Here is a 20067-nt window from a genome sequence, read left to right on the forward strand (position 1 = left end):
GCAATAGGCGAGGATGGTCTTGTCCTTGGGTAGCTTGGCACGCTCGGCGAAGACGCGGCGCCATTCGATGTTGACCGCGCCAGGAATATGGCCCTTGGCGAACTGGCCGGCATCGCGCACGTCCAGCACCAGCAACTTGGCCCAGTCGCCGGCAGGGATCTGCTCGGTGGTGAGGGTGCCGCTGCCGTAGTCGCTGAACTCGAAGTAGGACTCCAGCGCTTCGGCGGTGGCCTTGTCGGCCTGGGCGCTGGCGCTTGGTGGGCTGAGCGCGGCTGCGGCGGCCAGCAGAAGGCTGGCCAGGGTGGCGCGGCGGGCGGTGGTGCTCATCGGTGCTCCTGTCTCTTGGGGCGGTGGTGATGTGTTCGAATTTGAATATTCGCAAGCACGAATATACAGGAGCCGCCGACTGATCGACGCAGCGCGCTGGTGGCGAATCTGTCTGCAAAACTGTATACACTTTGCCCCTACGTCGCCGCGGCGCCCGGGTCTTTTAGACCGGATCAGCGCGACGCTTTCCGGCTTACAGCGCCCGCAGTGGTGAGCCGGCTCTTTCGAATGCATTCCGATGGAAAGCTATCTGCTCGACTGGGCCAATCTGCTGCTGCGCTGGCTGCATGTGATCGTGGGCATCGCCTGGATTGGCGCGTCCTTCTACTTCGTCTGGCTGGATAACCACCTGCACAAGCCGGAGGCTGAGGATCTGAAGGCCAAGGGTGTGGACGGCGAGCTGTGGGCGGTGCACGGCGGCGGCTTCTACAACCCGCAGAAGTACATGGTGGCGCCGCGCAACCTGCCGCAGAACCTGCACTGGTTCTACTGGGAGAGCTACTGGACCTGGATGAGCGGCTTTGCGCTGTTCGTCGTGCTCTACCTCTTCAATGCCGACACCTTTCTGATTGACAAGCGGGTCTACGACTGGGGCGGCTCCACGGCCGCGGCCATCGCGGCGGCGCTGGGCTTTCTGGCGCTGCCCTGGCTGGTCTATGACCAGATCTGCCGCCGCTTTGGCCATGCCCGGGATGGAAGCATCGGCAACGACGGCCGCGTGCTGGCACTGATCGCCGCCTTCATCGTGCTGATGAGCTGGGCCGCGACGCAGGTGTTCGCCGGCCGCGCCGCCTGGCTGATCGTCGGCGCCAGCATCGCCACGATGATGAGCGCCAATGTCTTCTACTGGATCATCCCCGGGCAGAAACAGGTGATCGCCGATATGCGCGCCGGCCGCACGCCTGACCCACTGCATGGCCAGCGCGGCAAGCAGCGCAGTGTGCACAACACCTACTTCACGCTGCCGGTGCTGGTGGCCATGCTCAGCAACCACTACGGCTTTCTGTACAGCCATGCGCAGAGCTGGCTGGTGCTGGTGCTGCTGATGCTGGCCGGCGCGCTGGTGCGCACCTGGTTCGTCAAGCGTCACAAGGGTGTCAACGCCTGGCCCCTGCTGGTGGCGGTGGCGGTGCTGCTGGTCGGCCTGATCGTCTGGCTGGCGCCGGCGCCTAAGCCTGCTGCGCCTGCGGCGGCGCCGGTGCCCACGTTGGCCCAGGTGCAGGCGGTGGTGGAGCAGCGCTGCGTGATGTGCCACAACGCCCAGTTCGCCCAAAAGGGCATGCAGTTGCACACGCCGGCCCTGATCGAGCAGCACGCCCAGGCGGTCTACCAGCAGACCGTGCTGCTGAAGCTGATGCCGCTGAACAATGCCACCGGCATCACGGACGAGGAGCGTGCGCTGCTGAAGCGCTGGTTCGAGGCCCGACGCTGAGGCCGAGGGTCAGGCGCCGCTGAGGCGCTGCAGCTGCTGGCGCAGTTGCTCGTTTTCTTCTGTGAGTTCAGCCACGCGCTGACGCAGCTGGCCCAGCTCGTCGCCGCTGGCTGCCGTTTCAACGGCCTCGGTGGCCGCGTCGGCCACGGCGTCCTTGGGCGGGCGCTTCTTGGCCTCGCGCACCCGCTTGGCGGCTTGCTTCAGCTCGTCCTTGCCGGCACTGGCGGCGGCCACCTGTTCTTCCACAGGCAGGCTGGCCACTGCGGCGGCGGCATTGATCGAGATCTCGCCGGCCTTGACCGCGGCCACCACCTCGGGCGCGGCCTGCTTTTGGATCTTTTCGATCATCACCACCTGGCTGCTGGACAGGCGCGCGGCGCGGGCGATGGCCTCGCGGCTGTTCAGCGCTTCGGGAACGCTGTGGCTGGCGGCAGCCGCGCCGGTTTCGCTGTCGGTGGCCGCTGCCGTGTCGGGCAGTGGTGCTTCCTGGATCGCCTGGGCGCGCTTGGTCGCGACGATTTCCTTTTTGCGCAGCGCCAGCACGCCGCGCTGAAAGTCAGAAACGCTGCGCCGGCCCAGGTGCTGGTCGATCATCCACAGATGCACGTCGTCCATGCTCTTGAAGCGCGGGTTCTGCACCGTCTGGAAGGGCAGGCCGTGCTTGCTGCAGATGCCAAAGCGGTTGTGGCCGTCCACCAGCACATCGCCCCACAGCACCAGCGCATCGCGGCAGCCCTCGGCCAGGATGCTGCGCTCCAGGGCGTCATGCTCCTCAGGCGTCAGCGGGTCGATATAGGCCTTGAGTTCTTCGTTGATGACGATGCTGTCGTGGTTCATGAACGCGCCGGGAATGAAGAATGAAAAGGGCGCCTGTGCGGCGCCCGGGCGCGGATTCTAGAGGGGCGGCGGGAGAGCGGCGGCTTCAGGCCGGTGGTGCGGCCACCGGTTGGATCGCTGCCAAGGGCTCAGGCGCCAGCAGGCTGCCGTCGCGCAGGCCGCGCAGCGTGGCCATCAGCAAGCCGGTGATCACCAGTGTGGTGGTTGCCAGCAGTAGCACGGCCAGCATCTGCATCAGCCCGCCGCCCTGACCGCTGCCGAGCTGGCGCAGCTCGGCCAGGCGCAGCGTCAGTGCGGCGAAGGCGGCCAGCGGAAAGCTCAAGGCCCAGTGCGGCACCGCAAACGGCAGCTTGGCGATGCGCGGCAGCAGCGTGGCCACCCACAGCAGCGTGAACAGCGCGATGCCCCAGCACAGCCAGGCCAGCAGCGCGGGCGCGCCCAGCTGCAGCGCGGCCAGGCCGATCACGGCCGGCGGTGCGATCAGGATGAAGGACGCCGGCAGCAGGCGCTCGGGCCACAGGCCGCTCACCGCGATGCGCACCAGCAGCAGCGCCAGCACCAGCGGCCAGAACAGCAGGCCGATGCCGAACTGCGCAGTCGCGTACTCGGTAAAGCCCAGCGGCACGCCGGCCAGAGGCGTCAGCACATTGCCGACGATGGGAATGAACAGCGCCGGCGTCACCACCGGCCAGCCCAGGCCGCCTGCGCTAACCGGACGCCACCAGCGCGCCAGCACCCAGACCGTGACGCCCAGCTGGGCCAGCGAGGCCAACCACCACAGCGCGGCCAGGCCGGGCACCTTTGGCCCGTGCAGGGCCACCGCCACAGTAACCAGCAACAGCAACGAAATCGGGATCGCCGCGACGAAGGCATGGCGCACCGGATGGCGCAGATCCTCGGCCCAGGCGTCGGGGTGGCGCTGCAGGCGCAGCAGCGAGGCCAGCGCCAGCAGCACGAAGGCCAGCAAGGCCAGGGCGGCGACACCCAGCGCGATCTGCCCAGCCAGCGCGCCCATGGCCGGCACGGCCCGGTGCCAGGCCAGCGACAGGCCGCACAAGCCCATCACCAGCGCGAACCAGCCCGGCATCAGAAAACTCAGCGCCGGCTTGCGGCCGCTGCTCTTGGCAATGCCGTTCATGGCCTGCGCTCCTTTGCTGCTTAGCCGCGCACGACGGCGCAGCCCAGACGCATCGCCACCTGGCCGGCGCCGCCGCCGTTCTCCACCTGGCTGTAGCCCAGGCTTTGCAGCAGGCGCATCGCCATGTCAGAGCGCACGCCGGAGGCGCAGAACAGCAGCAGGGGCTGCTGCTTGTCGGGCACCAGCTGCTCGATGCGGGCGCCGATGTCCGCTAGCGGGAGGCAAATCGAGCCTTCCAGATGCGCCGCGGCGTACTCACCTTCAGAGCGGACATCGATCAGCAGAGGTGCGGCAGCGGTAGTCATGGGCGTTGTTGGGCAGTTCGAGGCAGTTTGCGGATGACGGCTCAGCGGGGCGCCGAGGCCTGGGTCAGCAGGGATTCGTCCAGCTTGCCGGCCAGCGTGGCCAGGCGCAGCTGTTCCATCACCAGGGCGACACGGGCCTGGGCCAGGCCAAGACGCGCCTGAGTGCGCTCATTGTCGGCGTTGAGCTGGTCCAGCAGGGTGCGGTCGCCCACGCTGCGGCCCAGTTCGGTGGCTTCGGCGCGCAGCCCGCTGGCCTTCAGCCCGGCTTCCAGCGCCAGCAGGCGCTGCTGGCCGACCTGAAGATTCAGCCAGCTGCTGCGCACCGCCTGTTCAAGCTGCTGCTGCGCCAGCGCCAGCTCGGCCTGCGCCTGCTCCAGCTGCTGCAGGGCTTCGCGCTCACGGGCGCTGCGCATGCCGCCGGTGTAGAGCGGCACATTCAGCTGCAGGCCGATCATGCGCTGGCTGCCCGTCTGGGCCGCGCCGGACGAGAAGGCGCCGCTGCCGCTGAGATGCTCACGGCCGGCCTGGGCCACCAGGTCCAGGCGCGGTGCGGCACGCAGCCCATGTTTGGACGCTTCCTGCCGCGCCATCTCCACGCCCAGGCGCCGCATCTGCAGCTCGGGGCTCTGGCTGGCGGCTTCGCCTTGCCAGGCTTCGAGTTGCAGCGCGACCGGCGTGAGGCCGGCGGCCGGCAGGCGCGCTGCCAACTGGGCCTCGGGCAGGCCGGTGCTGTCGGCCAGCACGCGGCGCTTGAGCATGAGCTCGGTCTGAGCCATCAGCACTTCGGCGCGCAAGCCGGCCAGTCGGGCCTCGGCTTCATGGCTGTCCAGGATCGGCGCGGCGCCGAGCTTGAAGCGGTCTTGCGCCTCGGTGGCTGCGCGTTCGACGCTGCCCAGCTGCTGCTCCAGCGCGCGCACGCGCTCGGCTGCCAGCGCCAGCTCGAAGTAGCGCTGCGCAGTCTGCAGCATCAGGCCTTGCTGGGCGGCGCGCCAGGCCTGATCGGCCAGGTCGGCCGCCACCCCCAGCTGCTGCGCTTGCGCACGGCGCTCGGGGTTGTACAGCGGCTGGCTGGCCTGCAAGGCCCAGCGGCTGCTGGTGCCGGTGGTGACCGAGGTGTTGAAGTCGGCCCCGCTGATGGTGCCCAGGCCGGGCGCGCTGAATTGCGCGCCGCGTGTCTGGCTCTCCTGCGTGGCCTGGCCGACGCCGGCCTGCAACATCAGGCTGGGCCGCCACAGCGCCTGGGCTTGCTCGCGCTTGGGATCGGCGCCAAGCTGGGCCGCCCGGGCCACGGCCAGCGCGCGGTCCTGCGCCTGTGCGGCCTGCCAGGCCTGGACGAGATCGAAGGCCTGGGCCGAGGGCAGGGCCGCCAGCGTGGCCAGGGCGAGAAGCGTCTTGCGCAGCATGGGGGTCAAGCGAGTGCGGGTGATGAGTTTCAGGCGCCGGGCTGGATGCCCAGCTTGCGCAGGATGGTTTCCATCAGGCACCACTTGGTGAGGCCGCTCTGCAGCAGATTGACGCCGACGAAGGCGGTGAATGCCAGCCACCATTGCGAGACGAAGAGGGGGCTGCCCGGGATGCCCAGGGCCAACGACAGCAGGATGAAAGCGCCGGCGACGACGCGCACGATTTGCCAGGTGGTCATGATGATCAAGCTCCTTGTTGAGTGAGGACGGGGCTGGCTTCAGCCGCAGGCGCGTAACGCTTGCGGTAGGCCATGAAGTAGAGAACCGGGATGACGACCAGGGTCAGCAGCGTGGACACGGCGATGCCAAAGATCAGCGAGATCGCCAGGCCGTTGAAGATCGGGTCGTCGAGGATGAAGAAGGCGCCCAGCATCGCGGCCAGGCCGGTCAGCAGGATGGGTTGGGCACGTGTGACGGCCGAGTTGACGATCGCCTCCTTGAAGTCCATGCCCTCGCTGACCTGCAGGTTGATGAAGTCCACCAGCAGGATGGAGTTGCGCACGATGATGCCGGCCAGCGCGATCATGCCGATCATGCTGGTGGCGGTGTACTGCGCGCCCAGCAGCGCATGGCCCGGCATCACGCCTACGATGGTCAGCGGGATCGGCGCCATGATGATCAACGGCGTCAGATACGAGCCGAACTGCGCCACGACCAGCAGGTAGATCAGCACCAAGCCGACCGCGTAGGCGGCACCCATGTCACGGAAGGTCTCGTAGGTGACCTGCCACTCGCCGTCCCACTTGATGGCGTAGTCGCGCAGCGCATCGGTCGGCTGCTTGATGAAGGCTTCCTGCAGCGTGCCGCCGCCGGGCGTGGCGATCTTGGCAATCTCGCCGCGCATCGAGAACATGCCGTAAAGCGGGCTGTCCAGCTTGCCTGCCATGTCGGCCACAACGTAGTTCACCGGCAGCAGGTCCTTGTGGAACACCGGCTGCTCGCGCTCGGTATCGCTGATGCTGACCAGTTCGCGGATCGGCACCAGCTTGCCTTGCGCGCTGCGCACGGTCAGCGCCAGCAGCGCGTCCAGATCACCATGGAGCTCGGGCGGCAGCTGCAGCGTGGCGGCAGCCGGGTACTTGCTCTGGTCGTGCAGATAGGCGGTGGCCTCGCCGGCCAGGCCGGCGCGCAGCGTGGTGACGATCGCCTGCTGCGGCACGCCCAGCATGGCGGCCTTGCTGCGGTCGACGATCAGCAGCTTCTTGGGCGCGGAGGCGATGCTGGAGTCATCGGTGTCGACGATGCCCTCCTGCGCCTCGAACACCTTGCGCACTGCCAGCGCCACCTGGCGCCGGCCCTCGGCCTCGGGGCCGTAGATCTCGGCCACGATGGGCGAGAGCACTGGCGGGCCCGGCGGCACTTCCACCACCTTCACATTGGCGCCATGGCGCCGGCCGATCTCCTGCAGCGCCGGGCGCACGCGGGTGGCGATGGCATGGCTCTGCGCCTTGCGGTGTGCCTTGTCCACCAGATTGACCTGGATGTCGCCCACTTCGCCGCCGGCGCGAAGGTAGTACTGGCGCACCAGTCCGTTGAAGTTGATCGGCGCAGCGGTGCCGGCATAGGCCTGGTAGTCCTTCACCTCGGGCACCACGGACAGATGCGCGCCCAGCTCACGCAGCACGGCGGCGGTGCGCTCCACCGGCGTGCCGGCGGGCATGTCGACGATGACCTGGAACTCCGACTTGTTATCGAAGGGCAGCATCTTCAGCAGTACCAGGCCGGTGGCCGGCAGGGCCAGCGAGAAGGCAATCAGCACCATCACGCCCAGGCCCAGCAGGCCGCGGTTGCGGCCGCCGCGCTGGTCATCCAGCAGCGGGCCGAACACGCGCTGGGCCAGCGGCGCTAGCTTGGCAGCCAGGCCATGCGGCTTGGCATCGTGATCGGCAGGCAGGGCCTTCATCCACAAGCGGGCCAGCCAGGGTGTCACGACGAAGGCGATGATCAGCGACAGCAGCATGCCCATCGAGGCATTGATGGGGATCGGGCTCATGTACGGGCCCATCAGCCCCGAAACGAAGGCCATCGGAAGCAGCGCCGCGATCACGGTGAAGGTGGCCAGGATGGTGGGGCCGCCGACCTCGTCCACCGCGCCGGGAATCAGCTGCGCCAGCGTCTTGCCCGGATGCAGTGCCTGGTGGCGGTGGATGTTCTCCACCACCACGATGGCGTCGTCCACCAGGATGCCGATCGAGAAGATCAGTGCGAACAGCGAGACGCGGTTCAGCGTGAAGCCCCAGGCCCAGGAGGCGAACAGCGTCACCGTCAGCGTCAGAATCACCGCGGTGCCGACGATAGCGGCCTCGCGACGGCCCAGCGCGATGAAGACCAGGGCCACCACCGAGGCGGTGGCGAACAGCAGCTTCTGGATCAGCTTCTTGGCCTTGTCGTCGGCGGTGGCGCCGTAGTTGCGCGTCTCCACCACCTGGACATCGGCTGGGATCACGCTGTTGCGCAGCTGCGCCACGCGTTGCGTCAGCGCATTGGCCACATCGATGGCGTTTTCGCCAGGCTTCTTGGTGATGGCGATGGTGACGGCCGGGAACTCGCCCGCCGTCTGACCTTCCTGGGCTGAAATGCCATGCCAGACATAGCGCTGGGCGGGCAGGGCGCCATCGCGCACCTGGGCCACGTCACGCAGAAAGATCGGCTTGCCAGCACGCACGCCCACCACCAGATCGGACACTTCGCCCGCATCGCGCAGGAAGGGGCCGGCCTCGATCTCGACGGCCTTGTTGCCGACCAGCAGCTCGCCGACCGGCAGGCCCAGGTTGGCCGCGCCCAGGGTCTGGCGCAGATCGCTCACGGTGACGCCGACGGCAGCCATGCGGTTGGGGTCGAGCTCGACCATCACCGCGCGGCCCGGGCCGCCGATGCTGTAGACCTCTCGGGTGCCGGGCACGCGCTTGAGCTCGGCCTCGATGCTGTGCGCCACACGCTCCAGCTCGAAGGCGCCTGTCTCGGCGCTCTGGCCGTGCAGGGTCAGGCTGACGATGGGCACATCGTCAATGCCCTTGGGCTTGATGATGGGCTCCAGCACGCCAAGGTTCCTGGGCAGCCAGTCGCTGTTGGTGCGGATGGTGTCGTGCAGGCGCACCAGGGCCTCGGTGCGGGGAACGCCGACCTTGTATTGCACGGTGATCACCGCGATGCCGGGCCGGGTGACCGACATCACATGCTCGACGCCGGTGATCTGGGACAGCACCTGTTCGGCCGGCGTGGTGACCATCGCCTCCACATCCTTGACGCTGGCGCCCGGGAAGGGGATCAGCACATTGGCCATGGTCACATTGATCTGCGGCTCTTCCTCGCGCGGCGTCACCATCACCGCGAAGATGCCCAGCAGCAGCGCCACCAGGGCCAGCAGCGGCGTGATCTGCGCGCTCTGGAAGAAGGCGGCGATGCGGCCGGAGATGCCCATGGCCGGCGCGTCGGTCTTGATCGGGTCTTGGCTCATTGCAGTCCTCAGCGCTGGCGGGCGGCGGCTTGGGGGTCGAGGGCGATCTTCTCGCCGGCGGACAGGCCGCTCAGGATCTCGACCGAGTCGCCTTCCGCGCGTCCGGTGCGTACCTGGCGCAGCAGCGGCTGGCCCTTGGCGTCGATCACATAGACCGCGCTCAGCTCGGCGCGGCGCAGCACCGCCTTGGCCGGCACCATCAGGCGCTGGCCTGCCGCGCCGTCGCGGCCTGCAGCGGCGGGCAGCCACAGCCGTGCGAACAAGCCGGGTGCGGCGCCGGCGAAGCCGGCCGGCAATTCGGCGCGGATCTGCGCCGTGTGGGTAGCGGCATCGACCGTGGGCAGCAGCTGCACGCGGCTGGCTTGCGGCCAGCGCTGGGCTTCCGGCAGGCCGGGCAGCTCGATGCGTACCGCGGGCTTGTCGCCCAGCATGCTGGTGACGCTCTGCGGCACGGCCGCGCTGACCCGCAGCTGGCTGGGGTCATAGATGGTCAGCAAGGGGCGGCCGGGCATGGCCATATCGCCCAGCGACACCGGCACCTCGGCCACCACGCCGGCATAGGGCGCGCGCACCAGATGGAAACCGCTTTGCGTGCGCGCTGCGCCGGCCTGGGCCAGCTGGGCCGCCACCTGCGCCTGCGTGGCCTTGAACTGCGATTCAGCCCGCTCCAGCGCTGCCTGGCTGATGTACTGCTTGCTGAACAGCTGCTTCTGGCGCTCGTATTCCTTGCCAGCCGCGTCCAGCTGGGCGCGGGCGGCAGCCACCTGGGCGTCGCTGGCGGCGGCATTCTGCTCGGCGGCGCGGGCGTCCAGGCGCATCAGCAGCTGGCCGGCCTTGACCTGATCGCCCACCTTGACGTCGATCTGCACCACCGCGCCGGGCACCTGGGCGGCGATCACCGTCTGGCGTACCGCTTCGACCACAGCGTCGAAGCCGGCACTTTGCTGCTTTGACGCGGCCTGCACGGTGACCGTGCTGAGTACGGCGGCCTGGGCGCCGCCGAAGGCGCAGGCCAGGGCCAGGCTCAGGCTGAGAAGGGTGTTCTTGCGCATAAGGACTCTCTTGGAGACTTTCGCTGGTGCCGGCCACGAGATCGGGCGAAATCGGGCTGGCGGTTTCATGTTTGATGCTTTATTATTTGAGCATGTAGTTAAATAGTCAAGTGGCTGATTGATCAATCAGCACAAAGCTTGTGAGGGCAAAGCGATAATGAGTACCGATCCCGTCCCCGCATGCAGGCGCATGAATCACCTACCTCCCGAAGCGCTTGAGCGCGTCGCTGCCTACTTTCAGGCCCTGTCCGAGCCGACCCGGCTGCAGATCCTCAATCTGCTGCGCGAGCGTGAGCTGAACGTCGGCGAGCTCGCCGAGTTGTGCGGTTTCACTGCGGCCAATGTCTCGCGTCACCTGACGCTGCTGACGCGTCACGGCCTGGTGGCGCGCGAAAGCCGCGGCACGGCGGCCTATTACCGCATCGCCGATCCGTCGATCTACGAGTTGTGCGATCTGGTCTGCGGCAATGTGGCGCGCCAGTTCGAGAGCACGGCGCGCATGCAGGCGGCCTTTGTGCCGCCGGCGCCGGTCAAGGCGCGCAAGCGCGCGGCCTGAAGCTCGGGCGGCCCGGCACGCGGCGCTTCAGCGGCAGTTGCTGGTCTGGCCTGCGGGCATGGGCGGGCAGGGCTGCGGGCGCGGTCCATGGGCCCGGTCTTGTTCGTGCTTGAGGCGCTGGCTCAGGCGTTCTTCCGCCCGGCGTTGTTGGGCGATGCGCTCGCCCTCCTGGGGATCGGCAGCGCTGTGCATGCCTTCGGCGCGCAGCCGCGCCTCGGCCGCCCCCCTGAGATTGCTCTGCGCCGCCTGGGCTTCGCGGCTGATGGCCCAATCGGCGGCGGTGTAGCGGCCCTGGCCCTTGCGGCACTGGCGCGCGCGGCGGATCTCGTCGCGCATGAAGGCCACCTCCTTGTCGCCCATGGTGGTCGAGCTGGCGCGGGTTTCCATATGGCGCAACTCCTGGTCGCCTGGGCAGTCGTTGACTGGCGCTGTGACAGGGGTTTCAGCCGGTGCCGGCCGCTCAGTGACCGCCGTCGTGCTCGGCAGCCGGGGGGCCTCGATTGCGTTGCCACGCAAGCTGCGCTCGTCCATCTGGTTGCCCTTGCCCGGGCAGGGCCGGTCAGAGAACACGGTGCTGCCGTCTTGCGCGGTGCAACGCCAGACCTGGGCCTGGGCTTCGCCCAGGCATCCGGCGATGCTGATGAGGCTCGCCGCTCCGACGATCAGGCGTTGTCGCATCAGGGACTGGGGCATGGTTTTCCTCCTCATTCAGGGCGAGACAGGATGCAACGCGCGGGGCGCTCGCGGCGCTGACAGCAGCGCTTGGCGAATCCACCGATGGAGCTGCTGGTGCAGCCTTGTACGATCCGTGGACAGCGGCTCCGTCGAGCTGAACCCGCCTTGCGCCCTGCTCATGACACCGACAGCTTACAGCCCCTTTCCCAACACCTTGCGTCAGCGCCTGCTCCGTGGCGAGCGCCTGATCGGCTGCTGGTGCTCTCTGGCCAATCCGATCAGCACCGAGGTGCTGGGCGTGGCTGGTTTCGACTGGCTGCTGCTGGATGGCGAGCATGCGCCCAACGATGTGCTGAGCTTCGTGCCGCAGCTGATGGCGCTGAAGGACAGTGCCAGCGCGCCGGTGGTGCGCCCGTCGACCAACAGCACGGTGGAGATCAAGCGGTTGCTGGATGCGGGCTTCTACAACCTGCTGGTGCCCTTCATCGAAAGCGCCGAGGAAGCACGCCGCGCGGTAGCCGCCACACGCTACCCGCCGCAGGGGGTGCGCGGCGTGTCGGTGGCGCAGCGCAGCAACCGCTATGGCACGCTGCCGGGCTACTTCCAGAGCATCAACGAGCAGATCAGCGTGATCGTGCAGATCGAGAGCCGGGCCGGCGTCGCGGCGGTGGCGGAGATTGCCGCGGTGGATGGGGTCGATGCGGTCTTCATTGGCCCGGCCGATCTGGCCGCAGGCTACGGCCACCTGGGCCACTCGCAGCACCCCGAGGTGCAGGCCGCGATGGCCGAGGTCTTTGCCGCAGTGCGCGCCGCGGGCAAGGCGATCGGCATCCTGGCGCCGGTGGAGGCGGATGCGCGGCGCTATATGGAGATGGGTGCCACCTTCGTGGCGGTCGGCAGCGACCTGGGCGTCTTCCGCAGCGCCACGCAGGCGCTCTGCGACAAGTTCAAGAGCGCCTGATGCTGGTGTCGGGCCGCGGCGGGCGGCCGATGGGGTGCGCGGCCTTCGTATCATCGCCGCTATGAATACTCCGCCAATCTCTGCGCAAGTTCTGCTGAACCAGCCACGCCTGCTGCTGCGCCATCTCTACGATGTGGCGGTGGCGCGTGCGCTGCCGGGCCAGGTGCTGGCTGCACAACTGCCGCCGCCGCCGCGCGGACGCACCCTGGTGCTGGGAGCCGGCAAGGCCGGCGGCGCGATGGCGCAGGCGCTGGAGGCGGCCTGGCCGGCGGATGCGCCGCTCTCTGGCCTGGTGATCACCCGCTATGGCCACACGCCGCCGGACTATCGCCCCAAGCGCCTGGAACTGGTGGAGGCGGCGCATCCCGTACCGGATGCGGCCGGCCTGGCGGCGGCGCAGCGCATGCTGGCGCTGACCCAAGGGCTGAGCGCTGACGATCTGGTGATCTGCCTGATCTCCGGCGGCGGCTCGGCCCTGCTGAGCTTGCCGGCCCCCGGGCTGACGCTGGCGGACAAGCAGGCCGTCAATCGCGCTCTGCTGGAGAGCGGCGCGGCCATCGGCGAGATGAACTGCGTACGCAAGCATCTGTCGGCGATCAAGGGTGGGCGTCTTGCCGCTGCCTGTGCGCCGGCGCGCGTGCTCAGCCTGCTGATCAGCGATGTGCCGGGCGATGAGCCGGCGGTGATTGCCTCCGGCCCCACGGTGCCGGACGCCGGCAGTTGTGCCGATGCGTTGGCGATCTGCAAGCGCTATGGCATCAGCCTGCCGGCTGCAGCCCGGCAGGGGCTGGAGAGTGGCGCCTTCGAGACGCCCAAGCCCGGCGACCCGCGCTTTGCCGGCCATGAACTGCGCATGCTGGCCACGCCGCAGCAGAGCCTGGAAGCCGCTGCTGCTGCCGCGCGCGCACTCGGGCTGGAGGCGCACATCCTCAGCGACGAGATCGAAGGCGAGTCGCGCGAGGTTGGCCGCGTGCATGCGGCACTGGCACGCGCCGTGGCGCGGCGCGGCCAGCCTTTTGCGAAGCCTTGCGTGATCCTCAGCGGCGGCGAGGCCACGGTCACCGTGCGCAGCAAGGCGCCGGGCCAGGCGCCGGGACGGGGCGGCCGGGCCAGCGAGTTCCTGCTTGGCGCGGCGATCGCGCTGCAGGGCGAGCCGGGCGTGCATGTGCTGGCCGCTGACACCGACGGCATCGACGGCGTGCAGGACAACGCGGGTGCCATCGTCACGCCCAGCACGCTGGCGCGTGCGGCCGCACTGGGCCTGAAGCCCGAGGCCCTGCTGGATGCCAACGACGCCTATTCCTTCTTCGAGCCGCTGGGTGATCTGGTCAGCCCCGGGCCGACCTTCACCAACGTCAACGACTTCCGGGCGCTGCTGATCCGCTGAGATCCAGCCCGCGGCGGCCGGCCATCTCCAGCCCCATGTCGTGCTGCTGTGCCGGGCCCAGCGTCGACTCGGCAGCCGGGAAGACCTGATCGTTCTCGTCCAGCAGATGCAGGCGATGGATATCGATGAAGGTCTGGCTGGCGTCTGCCAGCGGGCGGAGATCCAGCCGCCCGTCGATCAGATCCTGCAGCAGCGGCCGCAGCGTTTGCCAGCGTTGCTCAATCTGGCGATGTTCGGCTCGCAGCCTGACGCAGAGATCGGCCAGTGCCGCGTCGCCGCCGGCCTCCAGTGCCGGAAAGACATGCAGTTCCTCATCCTGGTGGTGAAGGGGGGCTGCGATATCGAAGTAGCGCAGCACATCCGCCGCGGCGCTGGCCGCGCGGGCATCGGCGCCGTGAGATGCGCAATGGGCGTTCAGGCGCTCGAGCATATCCAGGCTGCGCTGCACGCGCTCATGGCAGGCCGACAGCAGCTCGAAGGGCTCGGCATAGCCGCTGCCGGCTTGCAGCGGCTCAGGGCTGGGGCGGCCCGTGACGGGTGTCGCTTTCATGTCGGGATTGTCGGCGCAACGCTCAGTGCCGCTGGGCGACAAGCTTTGACGCAGCGCAAGGACGAAAGCGGCGCTCTCGCGGACATTGCTGGCATGGCCTCAGCCCTTGTCCTAAGCACATCGTGGATAGCCTGAACACTCATGCCCTGCTGCCCCAGCGATCGGTGATCGCGGAGGCTGTCGACGTCCAAGCCCTGGGTGCCGAGTCGTGGCAGGCGCTGATGCGCGGTCCCGCGCTCGGCGACGCTGAACTCAAGGCGCTCAACCGCAGCGCATGGCTGCGCAGCCTGCCGGCCGGCGCGATGGTGTTCAGCCGCGATCAGCAGGCCAGCAAGCTGGTGGCTGTGCTGAGCGGCGCCGTCGGCCTGGGGCAGTTGCGCCATGACCAGCCCTTTCACCTGGAGCGCACGGTGCGCGGCCCCGCCTGGCTGGATCTGGCCAGTGCCTGGATCGGTGGCTGCCATGTGCAGGATGCCCGGGTGCTGATGCCAGCGCAGCTGCTGGAACTGGATGTGGAGGCGGTACGCGGGATGCTGGCGCGCGAGCCGGCCATGGCCGAGCGGCTGCTGGTCAGCATGGCTCTGAACGTGCACAGCCTCACCGGCGTCACCCATGACTTGATGCACAAAGATGCCGAGAAGCGTCTGGCAGCCTGGCTGCTGCAGCTCAGCCGCCGCTCAGCCCAGGGGCCGGATCTGGTGGCTCTCGGCGAGCGCAAGCGCGATATCGCCGCCCAGCTGGCGATCACGCCCGAGACGCTCTCGCGCATGATGCGTCAGCTCAAGCTCAAGGGCCTGATCGAGGTGCAGGGCTATTCGGTGCGCCTGCTCGACTTGGCCGCGCTGGCCACGCTGGCGGCAGACTGATTGGTGAAGCAGGGCCACCTCGCCGCTCAAGGCGCCGCCAGGCGCTTGGCGACCTCGCGCTGGATCCAGCCGTTCTCGATGTAAGCATACAAATGGCGGCCCGGGCAGACAGTCTGGCTGCTGAAATCCCGGTGTGAGGCGATGGCATCCGCGCCCAGGCCATGCTGTCCGGCGAGCCCGGCCATCAGATCGACTACAGCCTGCAACTGGCGTTCATTCGGCTGCACCTCCTCGAAGTTGCCCAGCACCATCACAAGGGCATGGCCTTGCGGCTGGTAGTCGGTGTTGGTGTCGCCTGCCAGAGCCAGCGGCCGGGCCGCGTAGATCCTGCCGTCCGGCGCGATGACATAGTGATACGGGATGTCGGCCCAGCGCTTGGACAGGCGAGACCACTGCTGCAGGCGCCGCAGATAGGCCTCCACATCCTTGCCGGCTTCCCAGCGCTCGCCCTGATGATGCAGTGTGATGCGCTGGATGCGCTGCATAGCGGCCGCAACCGGCGGCGTGCCGCCCCAGGTCGACACTTCGATCACAGGCGGCATCGGTGGTGCAGGGCGGTGCGCGCAGCCGGCCAGCAGCGCGGCCAAAAGCGCGGCCAGCAGGCCAGTCATCAGCATCGACCGGGCCGGGGTGATCGGGAAGCGCTTCGCTGGGCGTTCAGGTCGCATGTGGAGATTGTCACGCCGGCGCCGCATGGCACCTTGCAAAACACCGATGTGGCCGGGAAATAAGGGACATCAACGGGTTCCTCTCACCCCAGCCTGTGCCTAGACTGCAAACGCAGCCAAACATGCTGGGCGGCTGAAATCAAGCCACCCCATCAAACGAAGGAGACCGTCGTGAGCACCGTGGCCGAACAGTTTTTCATCAAGAACCAGAGCACTCTGCCCACCATGCCCGAGGTGGCGAGCCGGCTGCTGAAGAGCTTTGACGACGAGAACATCAGCCTGGCGGCGATCGCCGATCTGGTGGGCAAGGACTCGACGCTGTCGGCCAAGGTTTTGCGCCTGGCCAACTCGGCGCACTACAGCCCCTCCCACACGGTGTCGACCCTGCAGGACGCGGCCCACACGCTGGGCATGGACAAGCTGCGCAACCTCTCGCTGGCCGCCTGCATTTCCGGCGCTTTCCCGGCCGTTGCCGGTCTCGATCGTGCGCTCTTCTGGCGCCACAGCATCGTCACTGCCGGCTATGCGCGGGTGCTGGGGCGTGTGCTTCAGCTGGATGCGGACACCGCCTACCTGGCTGGCCTGATGCTGCGCACCGGCCAGCTGCTGATGGCGATGAGCGAGCCGGCCCTGGTGGCCGATGTCGAGGCCCATGCCGCTGAACCCGGCAGCCGCTTCTCGCTGGAAATGCATCGATTCGACTGCACCCACGCCGATGTGACGGCGGCGCTGGCGCAGCGCTGGCATTTCCCCGACAAAATGGTGGAGGCTTTCAAGGACGCCAACACGCCGCTGGAGATCAAGCCCTTCTCGCTGATGGCTGCGGTGCTGCATCTGGCCGAGGTGCTGGCCGATGCGGCCGAGCACCACGACGACCCGGTGCAGGCCATGCAGATTGCCGTGCCCGAGTTGCTGGAGCATCTGCATTTGGACCTGGACTTCCTGCGCGCCAAGATCGAGGCGGCGGGCGACCTGGGCGGCGATGTCGACAACCTGCTGCACTGAGAGGGCAGGGCCCTTCGCCGCGCCCGCGCGTTGCTGAAGCTGGGGCGGCTGGGCTGCCCTCAGCCCAGCAACTTCAGCCCAGCGCCTTCAGCACCGCCTCGGCGGTGGCCGGCGCCAGCAGCAGCGGATCGTGCCGCTCGGGGCCGCAGGCCGCCACCGCATCCTTGATCGCCAGCAGGGCAGCAAAGCCCAGCAACAGCGGCGGCTCACCCACCGCCTTGGAGCGGTGGATGCTGTCGGCGCGGTTGGGCGCGTCGAACAGGGCCACGCGCATGTCCAGCGGGCTGTCATTCGCCGTGGGGATCTTGTAGGTGCTTGGCGCGTGCGTGCTGAGCTTGCCGCTGCTCGGGTGCCAGACCAGCTCTTCGGTGGTCAGCCAGCCGGCGCCCTGCACGAAGGCGCCTTCCACCTGCCCGATGTCCAGCGCCGGGTTCAGCGACTGCCCGGCGTCATGCAGTACGTCGGCGCGCAAGATGCGGCTCTCGCCGCTCAGCGTGTCCACGATGACCTCGGCCACCGCGGCGCCGTAGGCGTAATAGAAGAAGGGCTTGCCCTGCAACTTGGCCCGGTCCCAGTGCAGGCCGGGCGTGGCATAGAAGCCTTCGCTCCAGAGCTGGATGCGACGCAGATAGGCCTTGGCCACCAACTCCTTGAAGCTGATGCTGACGCTGCCAGCACCAGCGCTGACCTGGCCCTCGGCAAACTGCAATGACTCGGGCGCGGCGCCCAGCAGCTCGGCCGCCAGCGGCAGCAGCCGCGCCTTGATGCGGGCGGCAGCATCCTGCGCGGCCTTGCCATTGAGATCGCTGCCGGTGGAGGCGGCGGTGGCCGAGGTGTTGGCGATCTTCTGCGTGTCGGTGGCTGTGGCGCGCACCTGGTCCAGGCTCAGGCCCAGTTCCTGCGCCACCACCTGGGCCACCTTGGTGTTGAGCCCCTGGCCCATCTCGGTGCCGCCATGGTTCACCAGCACGCTGCCGTCGGTGTAGACATGCACCAGCGCGCCAGCCTGGTTCAGGTGCACCACGTTGAAGGAGATGCCGAACTTCACCGGCGTCAGCGCCAGGCCGCGCTTGAGCACCGGGCTGGCGGCGTTCCACGCGGCGATTTCGCGGCGGCGTGTGTAATAGCCGCTGCTGGCCAGCAGTTGGTCCGTCAGGGGCTGCAGGATGTTGTCCTCGACGGGCTGGCCGTAGGGGGTCAGGTCTTGCCCGCGGGCCGGATCGGAGTGGTAGAAGTTGCGCTGGCGCACCAGCAGCGGGTCCAGTCCCAGGCGGCGCGCCACCGAGTCCAGGATCATCTCGATCGCCAGCGCGCCCTGCGGGCCGCCGAAGCCGCGGAAGGCGGTGTTGCTCTGCGTGTTGGTCTTGGCGCAGTAGCCATGCATGGCCACGTTGGGCAGCCAGTAGGCATTGTCGAAGTGGCACAGAGCGCGCGTCATCACGGGGGCCGACAGATCGGCCGAGTGGCCGCAGTTGGCAATCAGGTCGATTTCGGCGCCGAGGATGCGACCTTCATCGTCATGCCCGACGCGCCAGCGGTAGTCAAAGCCATGGCGCCTGCCGGTGATCATGAAATCGTCGTCGCGGTCCAGGCGCAGCTTGACCGGGCGGCCCAGCTGGTTGGCGGCCAGTGCGCTCAGGCAGGCGAACTGGGCCGATTGCGATTCCTTGCCGCCGAAGCCGCCGCCCATGCGCCTGCATTGCACCTGCACCTGGTGCGAGGCCCAGCCCAGTGCATGCGCCACCAGCTGCTGCATCTCGGACGGATGCTGGGTCGAGCAGTGGAGCAGCAGGCTGCGGTCTTCCTGCGGCAGCGCGTAGGAGATCTGGCCTTCTAGATAGAACTGTTCCTGGCCGCCCACCGACCATTCGCCCTCGAAGCAGTGCGGCGCTGCGGCCAGCGCCGCTGCGGCGTCGCCGCGGTTCAGGTGCATCGGTGGCACTACATACTGGCCGGCCGCGTGGGCCTGGCAGGCGGTGAGCAGGGCGGGCAGGGGCTCGGCCTGGATGGCCTGCTTGGCCAGTGCTGCAGCACGGCGCGCCAGGCTGCGCTCGCTGGCGATCACCAGAAACACCGGCTGACCCAGATAACGCAATTCATCCGCGGCCAAGATGGGATCGTCGTGGATCAGCGGGCCGCAGTTGTTCTCGCCGGGAATGTCTGCAGCGGTGAAGACGGCCAGCACGCCGGGCTGGCGCCGGATCAGTTCGACATCGATGCCTAGCAGCCGCCCATGCGCCAGCGGCGACAGGCCCAGCGCCGCATGCAGCGTGCCCTGGGCCTCGGGGATGTCGTCGGTGTAGCGGGCCTCGCCGCTGACATGCAGATGGGCGCTCTCATGGCGGTGGCTGGCGCCGACCACGGGCAGGGCTTCGCGGCGGCTCATCAGACAGCCCTCCGGTCGAAATCAGCTGCCGCCCAGACCGAGGTCTGCGTGGCCGGCAGGGGCGCGTCATCGCGGCTTTCCAGCCAGAAGCGGCGCAAGAGGTTCTGTGCCACCTGCATGCGGTAGGCGGCGCTGGCACGCATATCGCTCAAGGGGCTGAAGTCAGAGGGCAGGGCCGCGGCGGCGGCCTGCATGCTGGCCTCGTTCCAGGCCTGGCCCAGCAAGGCGGCCTCGGCCTGGGGCGCGCGCTTGACGATGGCAGCCATGCCGCCGAAGGCCAGGCGCGCCTCCTGCACCCGGCCGTCAGCGATGCGCAGCTTCATCACTGCGCACACGGCGGAGATGTCGCTGTCGCGGCGCTTGGAGATCTTGTAGGCGCCGATACGCTCGTCGGCGCCGGGCAGCGGCAGGTGCAGGGCCTCGACGAACTCGCCGGGCTGCAGCGCGTTTTTCATGTAGTCCAGATAGAAATCCTGCAGCGGCATGCGGCGCTGCGTGGCACCGCGGCGCAGCACGATGTCGGCACCCAGCGCGATCAAGGCCGGCGCGCCATCGCCGATCGGCGAGCCGTTGGCGATATTGCCGCCCAGCGTGCCGGCGTGGCGCACTGGCGGTGAGGCGAAGCGCAGCCACAGCTCGCGCAGCGCCGGCACGGCTTCGCTCAGCGCGCCCCAGGCGTCTTCCAGCGAGGCCGCGGCACCGATCCACAGGCCAGGCCGGCCCTCGAAGGCCTGCGAACGGGTCTCGCGCAGCTCGGCCACCGAGCCCAGCAGAATCACGTTGCCCAGCTCGCGGTGTTGCTTGTTGACCCACAGGCCGACATCGGTGGCGCCGGCTACCAGGCGGGCGTCGGGCTGCGCCTCGCGCAGCTCTGCCAGTTCGGCCAGGGTGCGCGGCGCATGCAATTGCTGAGCCTGGCCGGTGACGGGATTGAGCGCCTGGTAGTGCAGGGCGGTGTCGGTCTGCAAGGACTTCAGTGCGGCCACGATGGGCGCACGGTCC

General features: G+C 68.5%; 19 protein-coding genes. 6 read left to right on the plus strand and 13 right to left on the minus strand.

Features of this window, described 5'->3' with window-relative positions; all coding sequences use genetic code 11:
• Window positions 1–327, minus strand: a 327-nt coding sequence (locus ACIQ67_RS14925) for a rhodanese-like domain-containing protein (protein WP_397535170.1), incomplete at its 3' end; no start/stop codon positions are given.
• 238 nt (window positions 328–565) lie between these two features.
• Here ACIQ67_RS14925 and ACIQ67_RS14930 point away from each other — a divergent pair.
• Entirely contained in the window at window positions 566–1759 is a 1194-nt protein-coding gene (locus ACIQ67_RS14930) for a urate hydroxylase PuuD (protein ID WP_397535171.1), read from the plus strand.
• 9 nt (window positions 1760–1768) lie between these two features.
• Here ACIQ67_RS14930 and ACIQ67_RS14935 read toward each other — a convergent pair whose 3' ends face one another.
• The 7 genes from ACIQ67_RS14935 to ACIQ67_RS14965 all read right to left on the minus strand — a co-directional run bounded on the left by ACIQ67_RS14935 (window position 1769) and on the right by ACIQ67_RS14965 (window position 10011).
• Complete coding sequence (locus tag ACIQ67_RS14935) at window positions 1769–2596, minus strand: plasmid replication/partition related protein (protein ID WP_397535172.1); 828 nt, start codon at window positions 2594–2596, stop codon at window positions 1769–1771.
• Window positions 2597–2681: 85 nt separating this feature from the next.
• A complete protein-coding gene (locus ACIQ67_RS14940) occupies window positions 2682–3734 on the minus strand; it encodes an SLAC1 anion channel family protein (RefSeq protein ID WP_397535173.1) in 1053 nt (350 codons plus the stop codon).
• Window positions 3735–3754: 20 nt separating this feature from the next.
• The gene (locus ACIQ67_RS14945) at window positions 3755–4039 is read right to left on the minus strand and encodes a rhodanese-like domain-containing protein (protein ID WP_397535174.1); all 285 of its coding nucleotides are present in this window, start codon (window positions 4037–4039) and stop codon (window positions 3755–3757) included.
• A gap of 41 nt (window positions 4040–4080) precedes the next feature.
• The gene (locus tag ACIQ67_RS14950; protein WP_397535175.1) at window positions 4081–5442 is read right to left on the minus strand and encodes a TolC family protein; all 1362 of its coding nucleotides are present in this window, start codon (window positions 5440–5442) and stop codon (window positions 4081–4083) included.
• Window positions 5443–5471: 29 nt separating this feature from the next.
• Complete coding sequence (locus ACIQ67_RS14955) at window positions 5472–5681, minus strand: DUF2892 domain-containing protein (protein ID WP_397535176.1); 210 nt, start codon at window positions 5679–5681, stop codon at window positions 5472–5474.
• Between the two features lie 5 nt (window positions 5682–5686).
• Window positions 5687–8959 carry an efflux RND transporter permease subunit gene (locus tag ACIQ67_RS14960; protein ID WP_397535177.1) on the minus strand — a complete coding sequence of 1091 codons (3273 nt, stop codon included), beginning with the start codon at window positions 8957–8959 and terminating at the stop codon, window positions 5687–5689.
• 8 nt (window positions 8960–8967) lie between these two features.
• Window positions 8968–10011 (minus strand): efflux RND transporter periplasmic adaptor subunit, encoded by a 1044-nt coding sequence (locus ACIQ67_RS14965; protein WP_397535178.1) that lies wholly within the window; start codon window positions 10009–10011, stop codon window positions 8968–8970.
• 190 nt (window positions 10012–10201) lie between these two features.
• Between ACIQ67_RS14965 and ACIQ67_RS14970 the strand changes: the two genes are divergently transcribed.
• Complete coding sequence (locus ACIQ67_RS14970) at window positions 10202–10567, plus strand: ArsR/SmtB family transcription factor (RefSeq protein WP_397535179.1); 366 nt, start codon at window positions 10202–10204, stop codon at window positions 10565–10567.
• 27 nt (window positions 10568–10594) lie between these two features.
• Here the strand turns inward: ACIQ67_RS14970 and ACIQ67_RS14975 are convergent, their stop codons facing one another.
• Window positions 10595–11260, minus strand: a complete 666-nt coding sequence (locus ACIQ67_RS14975; protein ID WP_397535180.1) for a DUF4124 domain-containing protein — start codon at window positions 11258–11260, stop codon at window positions 10595–10597.
• 160 nt (window positions 11261–11420) lie between these two features.
• On the opposite strand from ACIQ67_RS14975, the gene garL reads away from it, so the two are divergent.
• Both garL and ACIQ67_RS14985 read left to right on the plus strand, forming a co-directional pair.
• Complete coding sequence (gene garL, locus ACIQ67_RS14980) at window positions 11421–12203, plus strand: 2-dehydro-3-deoxyglucarate aldolase (RefSeq protein WP_397535181.1); 783 nt, start codon at window positions 11421–11423, stop codon at window positions 12201–12203.
• 61 nt (window positions 12204–12264) lie between these two features.
• The gene (locus ACIQ67_RS14985; protein WP_397535182.1) at window positions 12265–13590 is read left to right on the plus strand and encodes a glycerate kinase; all 1326 of its coding nucleotides are present in this window, start codon (window positions 12265–12267) and stop codon (window positions 13588–13590) included.
• Here the strand turns inward: ACIQ67_RS14985 and ACIQ67_RS14990 are convergent.
• Window positions 13559–14140: a hemerythrin domain-containing protein gene (locus tag ACIQ67_RS14990; RefSeq protein WP_397535183.1), complete on the minus strand. Its 582-nt coding sequence runs from the start codon at window positions 14138–14140 to the stop codon at window positions 13559–13561. The two genes, ACIQ67_RS14985 and ACIQ67_RS14990, sit on opposite strands and share 32 nt — an antisense overlap.
• A gap of 122 nt (window positions 14141–14262) precedes the next feature.
• Here ACIQ67_RS14990 and ACIQ67_RS14995 point away from each other — a divergent pair, with 122 nt between their 5' ends.
• Window positions 14263–15006, plus strand: a complete 744-nt coding sequence (locus ACIQ67_RS14995; protein ID WP_397535184.1) for a Crp/Fnr family transcriptional regulator — start codon at window positions 14263–14265, stop codon at window positions 15004–15006.
• Window positions 15007–15032: 26 nt separating this feature from the next.
• Here the strand turns inward: ACIQ67_RS14995 and ACIQ67_RS15000 are convergent, their stop codons facing one another.
• Window positions 15033–15623 (minus strand): peptidoglycan recognition family protein, encoded by a 591-nt coding sequence (locus ACIQ67_RS15000; RefSeq protein ID WP_397535185.1) that lies wholly within the window; start codon window positions 15621–15623, stop codon window positions 15033–15035.
• 222 nt (window positions 15624–15845) lie between these two features.
• On the opposite strand from ACIQ67_RS15000, the gene ACIQ67_RS15005 reads away from it, so the two are divergent.
• On the plus strand, window positions 15846–16679 hold the full coding sequence (locus tag ACIQ67_RS15005) for an HDOD domain-containing protein (protein ID WP_397535186.1): 834 nt from the start codon (window positions 15846–15848) through the stop codon (window positions 16677–16679).
• 73 nt (window positions 16680–16752) lie between these two features.
• On the opposite strand, the gene xdhB is transcribed toward ACIQ67_RS15005, so the two are convergent.
• Together xdhB and ACIQ67_RS15015 are read right to left on the minus strand one after the other, a co-directional pair.
• Complete coding sequence (gene xdhB / locus ACIQ67_RS15010; protein WP_397535187.1) at window positions 16753–19065, minus strand: xanthine dehydrogenase molybdopterin binding subunit; 2313 nt, start codon at window positions 19063–19065, stop codon at window positions 16753–16755.
• A partial coding sequence (locus tag ACIQ67_RS15015; protein WP_397535188.1) for an FAD binding domain-containing protein occupies window positions 19065–20067 on the minus strand: 1003 nt, incomplete at its 5' end. The genes ACIQ67_RS15015 and xdhB, both read right to left, overlap by 1 nt.

Source organism: Roseateles sp. (assembly GCF_044373315.1).
Classification (GTDB): Bacteria; Pseudomonadota; Gammaproteobacteria; order Burkholderiales; family Burkholderiaceae_C; genus JACDQM01.

Excerpts from the sequence above, each read along its gene's own strand:
- ACIQ67_RS14930 (WP_397535171.1), top strand. The coding sequence starts at position 566 with ATGGAAAGCTATCTGCTCGACTGGGCCAATCTGCTGCTGCGCTGGCTG.
- ACIQ67_RS14935 (WP_397535172.1), bottom strand. The coding sequence starts at position 2,596 with ATGAACCACGACAGCATCGTCATCAACGAAGAACTCAAGGCCTATATC.
- ACIQ67_RS14940 (WP_397535173.1), bottom strand. The coding sequence starts at position 3,734 with ATGAACGGCATTGCCAAGAGCAGCGGCCGCAAGCCGGCGCTGAGTTTT.
- ACIQ67_RS14945 (WP_397535174.1), bottom strand. The coding sequence starts at position 4,039 with ATGACTACCGCTGCCGCACCTCTGCTGATCGATGTCCGCTCTGAAGGT.
- ACIQ67_RS14950 (WP_397535175.1), bottom strand. The coding sequence starts at position 5,442 with ATGCTGCGCAAGACGCTTCTCGCCCTGGCCACGCTGGCGGCCCTGCCC.
- ACIQ67_RS14955 (WP_397535176.1), bottom strand. The coding sequence starts at position 5,681 with ATGACCACCTGGCAAATCGTGCGCGTCGTCGCCGGCGCTTTCATCCTG.
- ACIQ67_RS14960 (WP_397535177.1), bottom strand. The coding sequence starts at position 8,959 with ATGAGCCAAGACCCGATCAAGACCGACGCGCCGGCCATGGGCATCTCC.
- ACIQ67_RS14965 (WP_397535178.1), bottom strand. The coding sequence starts at position 10,011 with ATGCGCAAGAACACCCTTCTCAGCCTGAGCCTGGCCCTGGCCTGCGCC.
- ACIQ67_RS14970 (WP_397535179.1), top strand. The coding sequence starts at position 10,202 with ATGAATCACCTACCTCCCGAAGCGCTTGAGCGCGTCGCTGCCTACTTT.
- ACIQ67_RS14975 (WP_397535180.1), bottom strand. The coding sequence starts at position 11,260 with ATGCCCCAGTCCCTGATGCGACAACGCCTGATCGTCGGAGCGGCGAGC.
- garL (WP_397535181.1), top strand. The coding sequence starts at position 11,421 with ATGACACCGACAGCTTACAGCCCCTTTCCCAACACCTTGCGTCAGCGC.
- ACIQ67_RS14985 (WP_397535182.1), top strand. The coding sequence starts at position 12,265 with ATGAATACTCCGCCAATCTCTGCGCAAGTTCTGCTGAACCAGCCACGC.
- ACIQ67_RS14990 (WP_397535183.1), bottom strand. The coding sequence starts at position 14,140 with ATGAAAGCGACACCCGTCACGGGCCGCCCCAGCCCTGAGCCGCTGCAA.
- ACIQ67_RS15000 (WP_397535185.1), bottom strand. The coding sequence starts at position 15,623 with ATGCTGATGACTGGCCTGCTGGCCGCGCTTTTGGCCGCGCTGCTGGCC.
- xdhB (WP_397535187.1), bottom strand. The coding sequence starts at position 19,065 with ATGAGCCGCCGCGAAGCCCTGCCCGTGGTCGGCGCCAGCCACCGCCAT.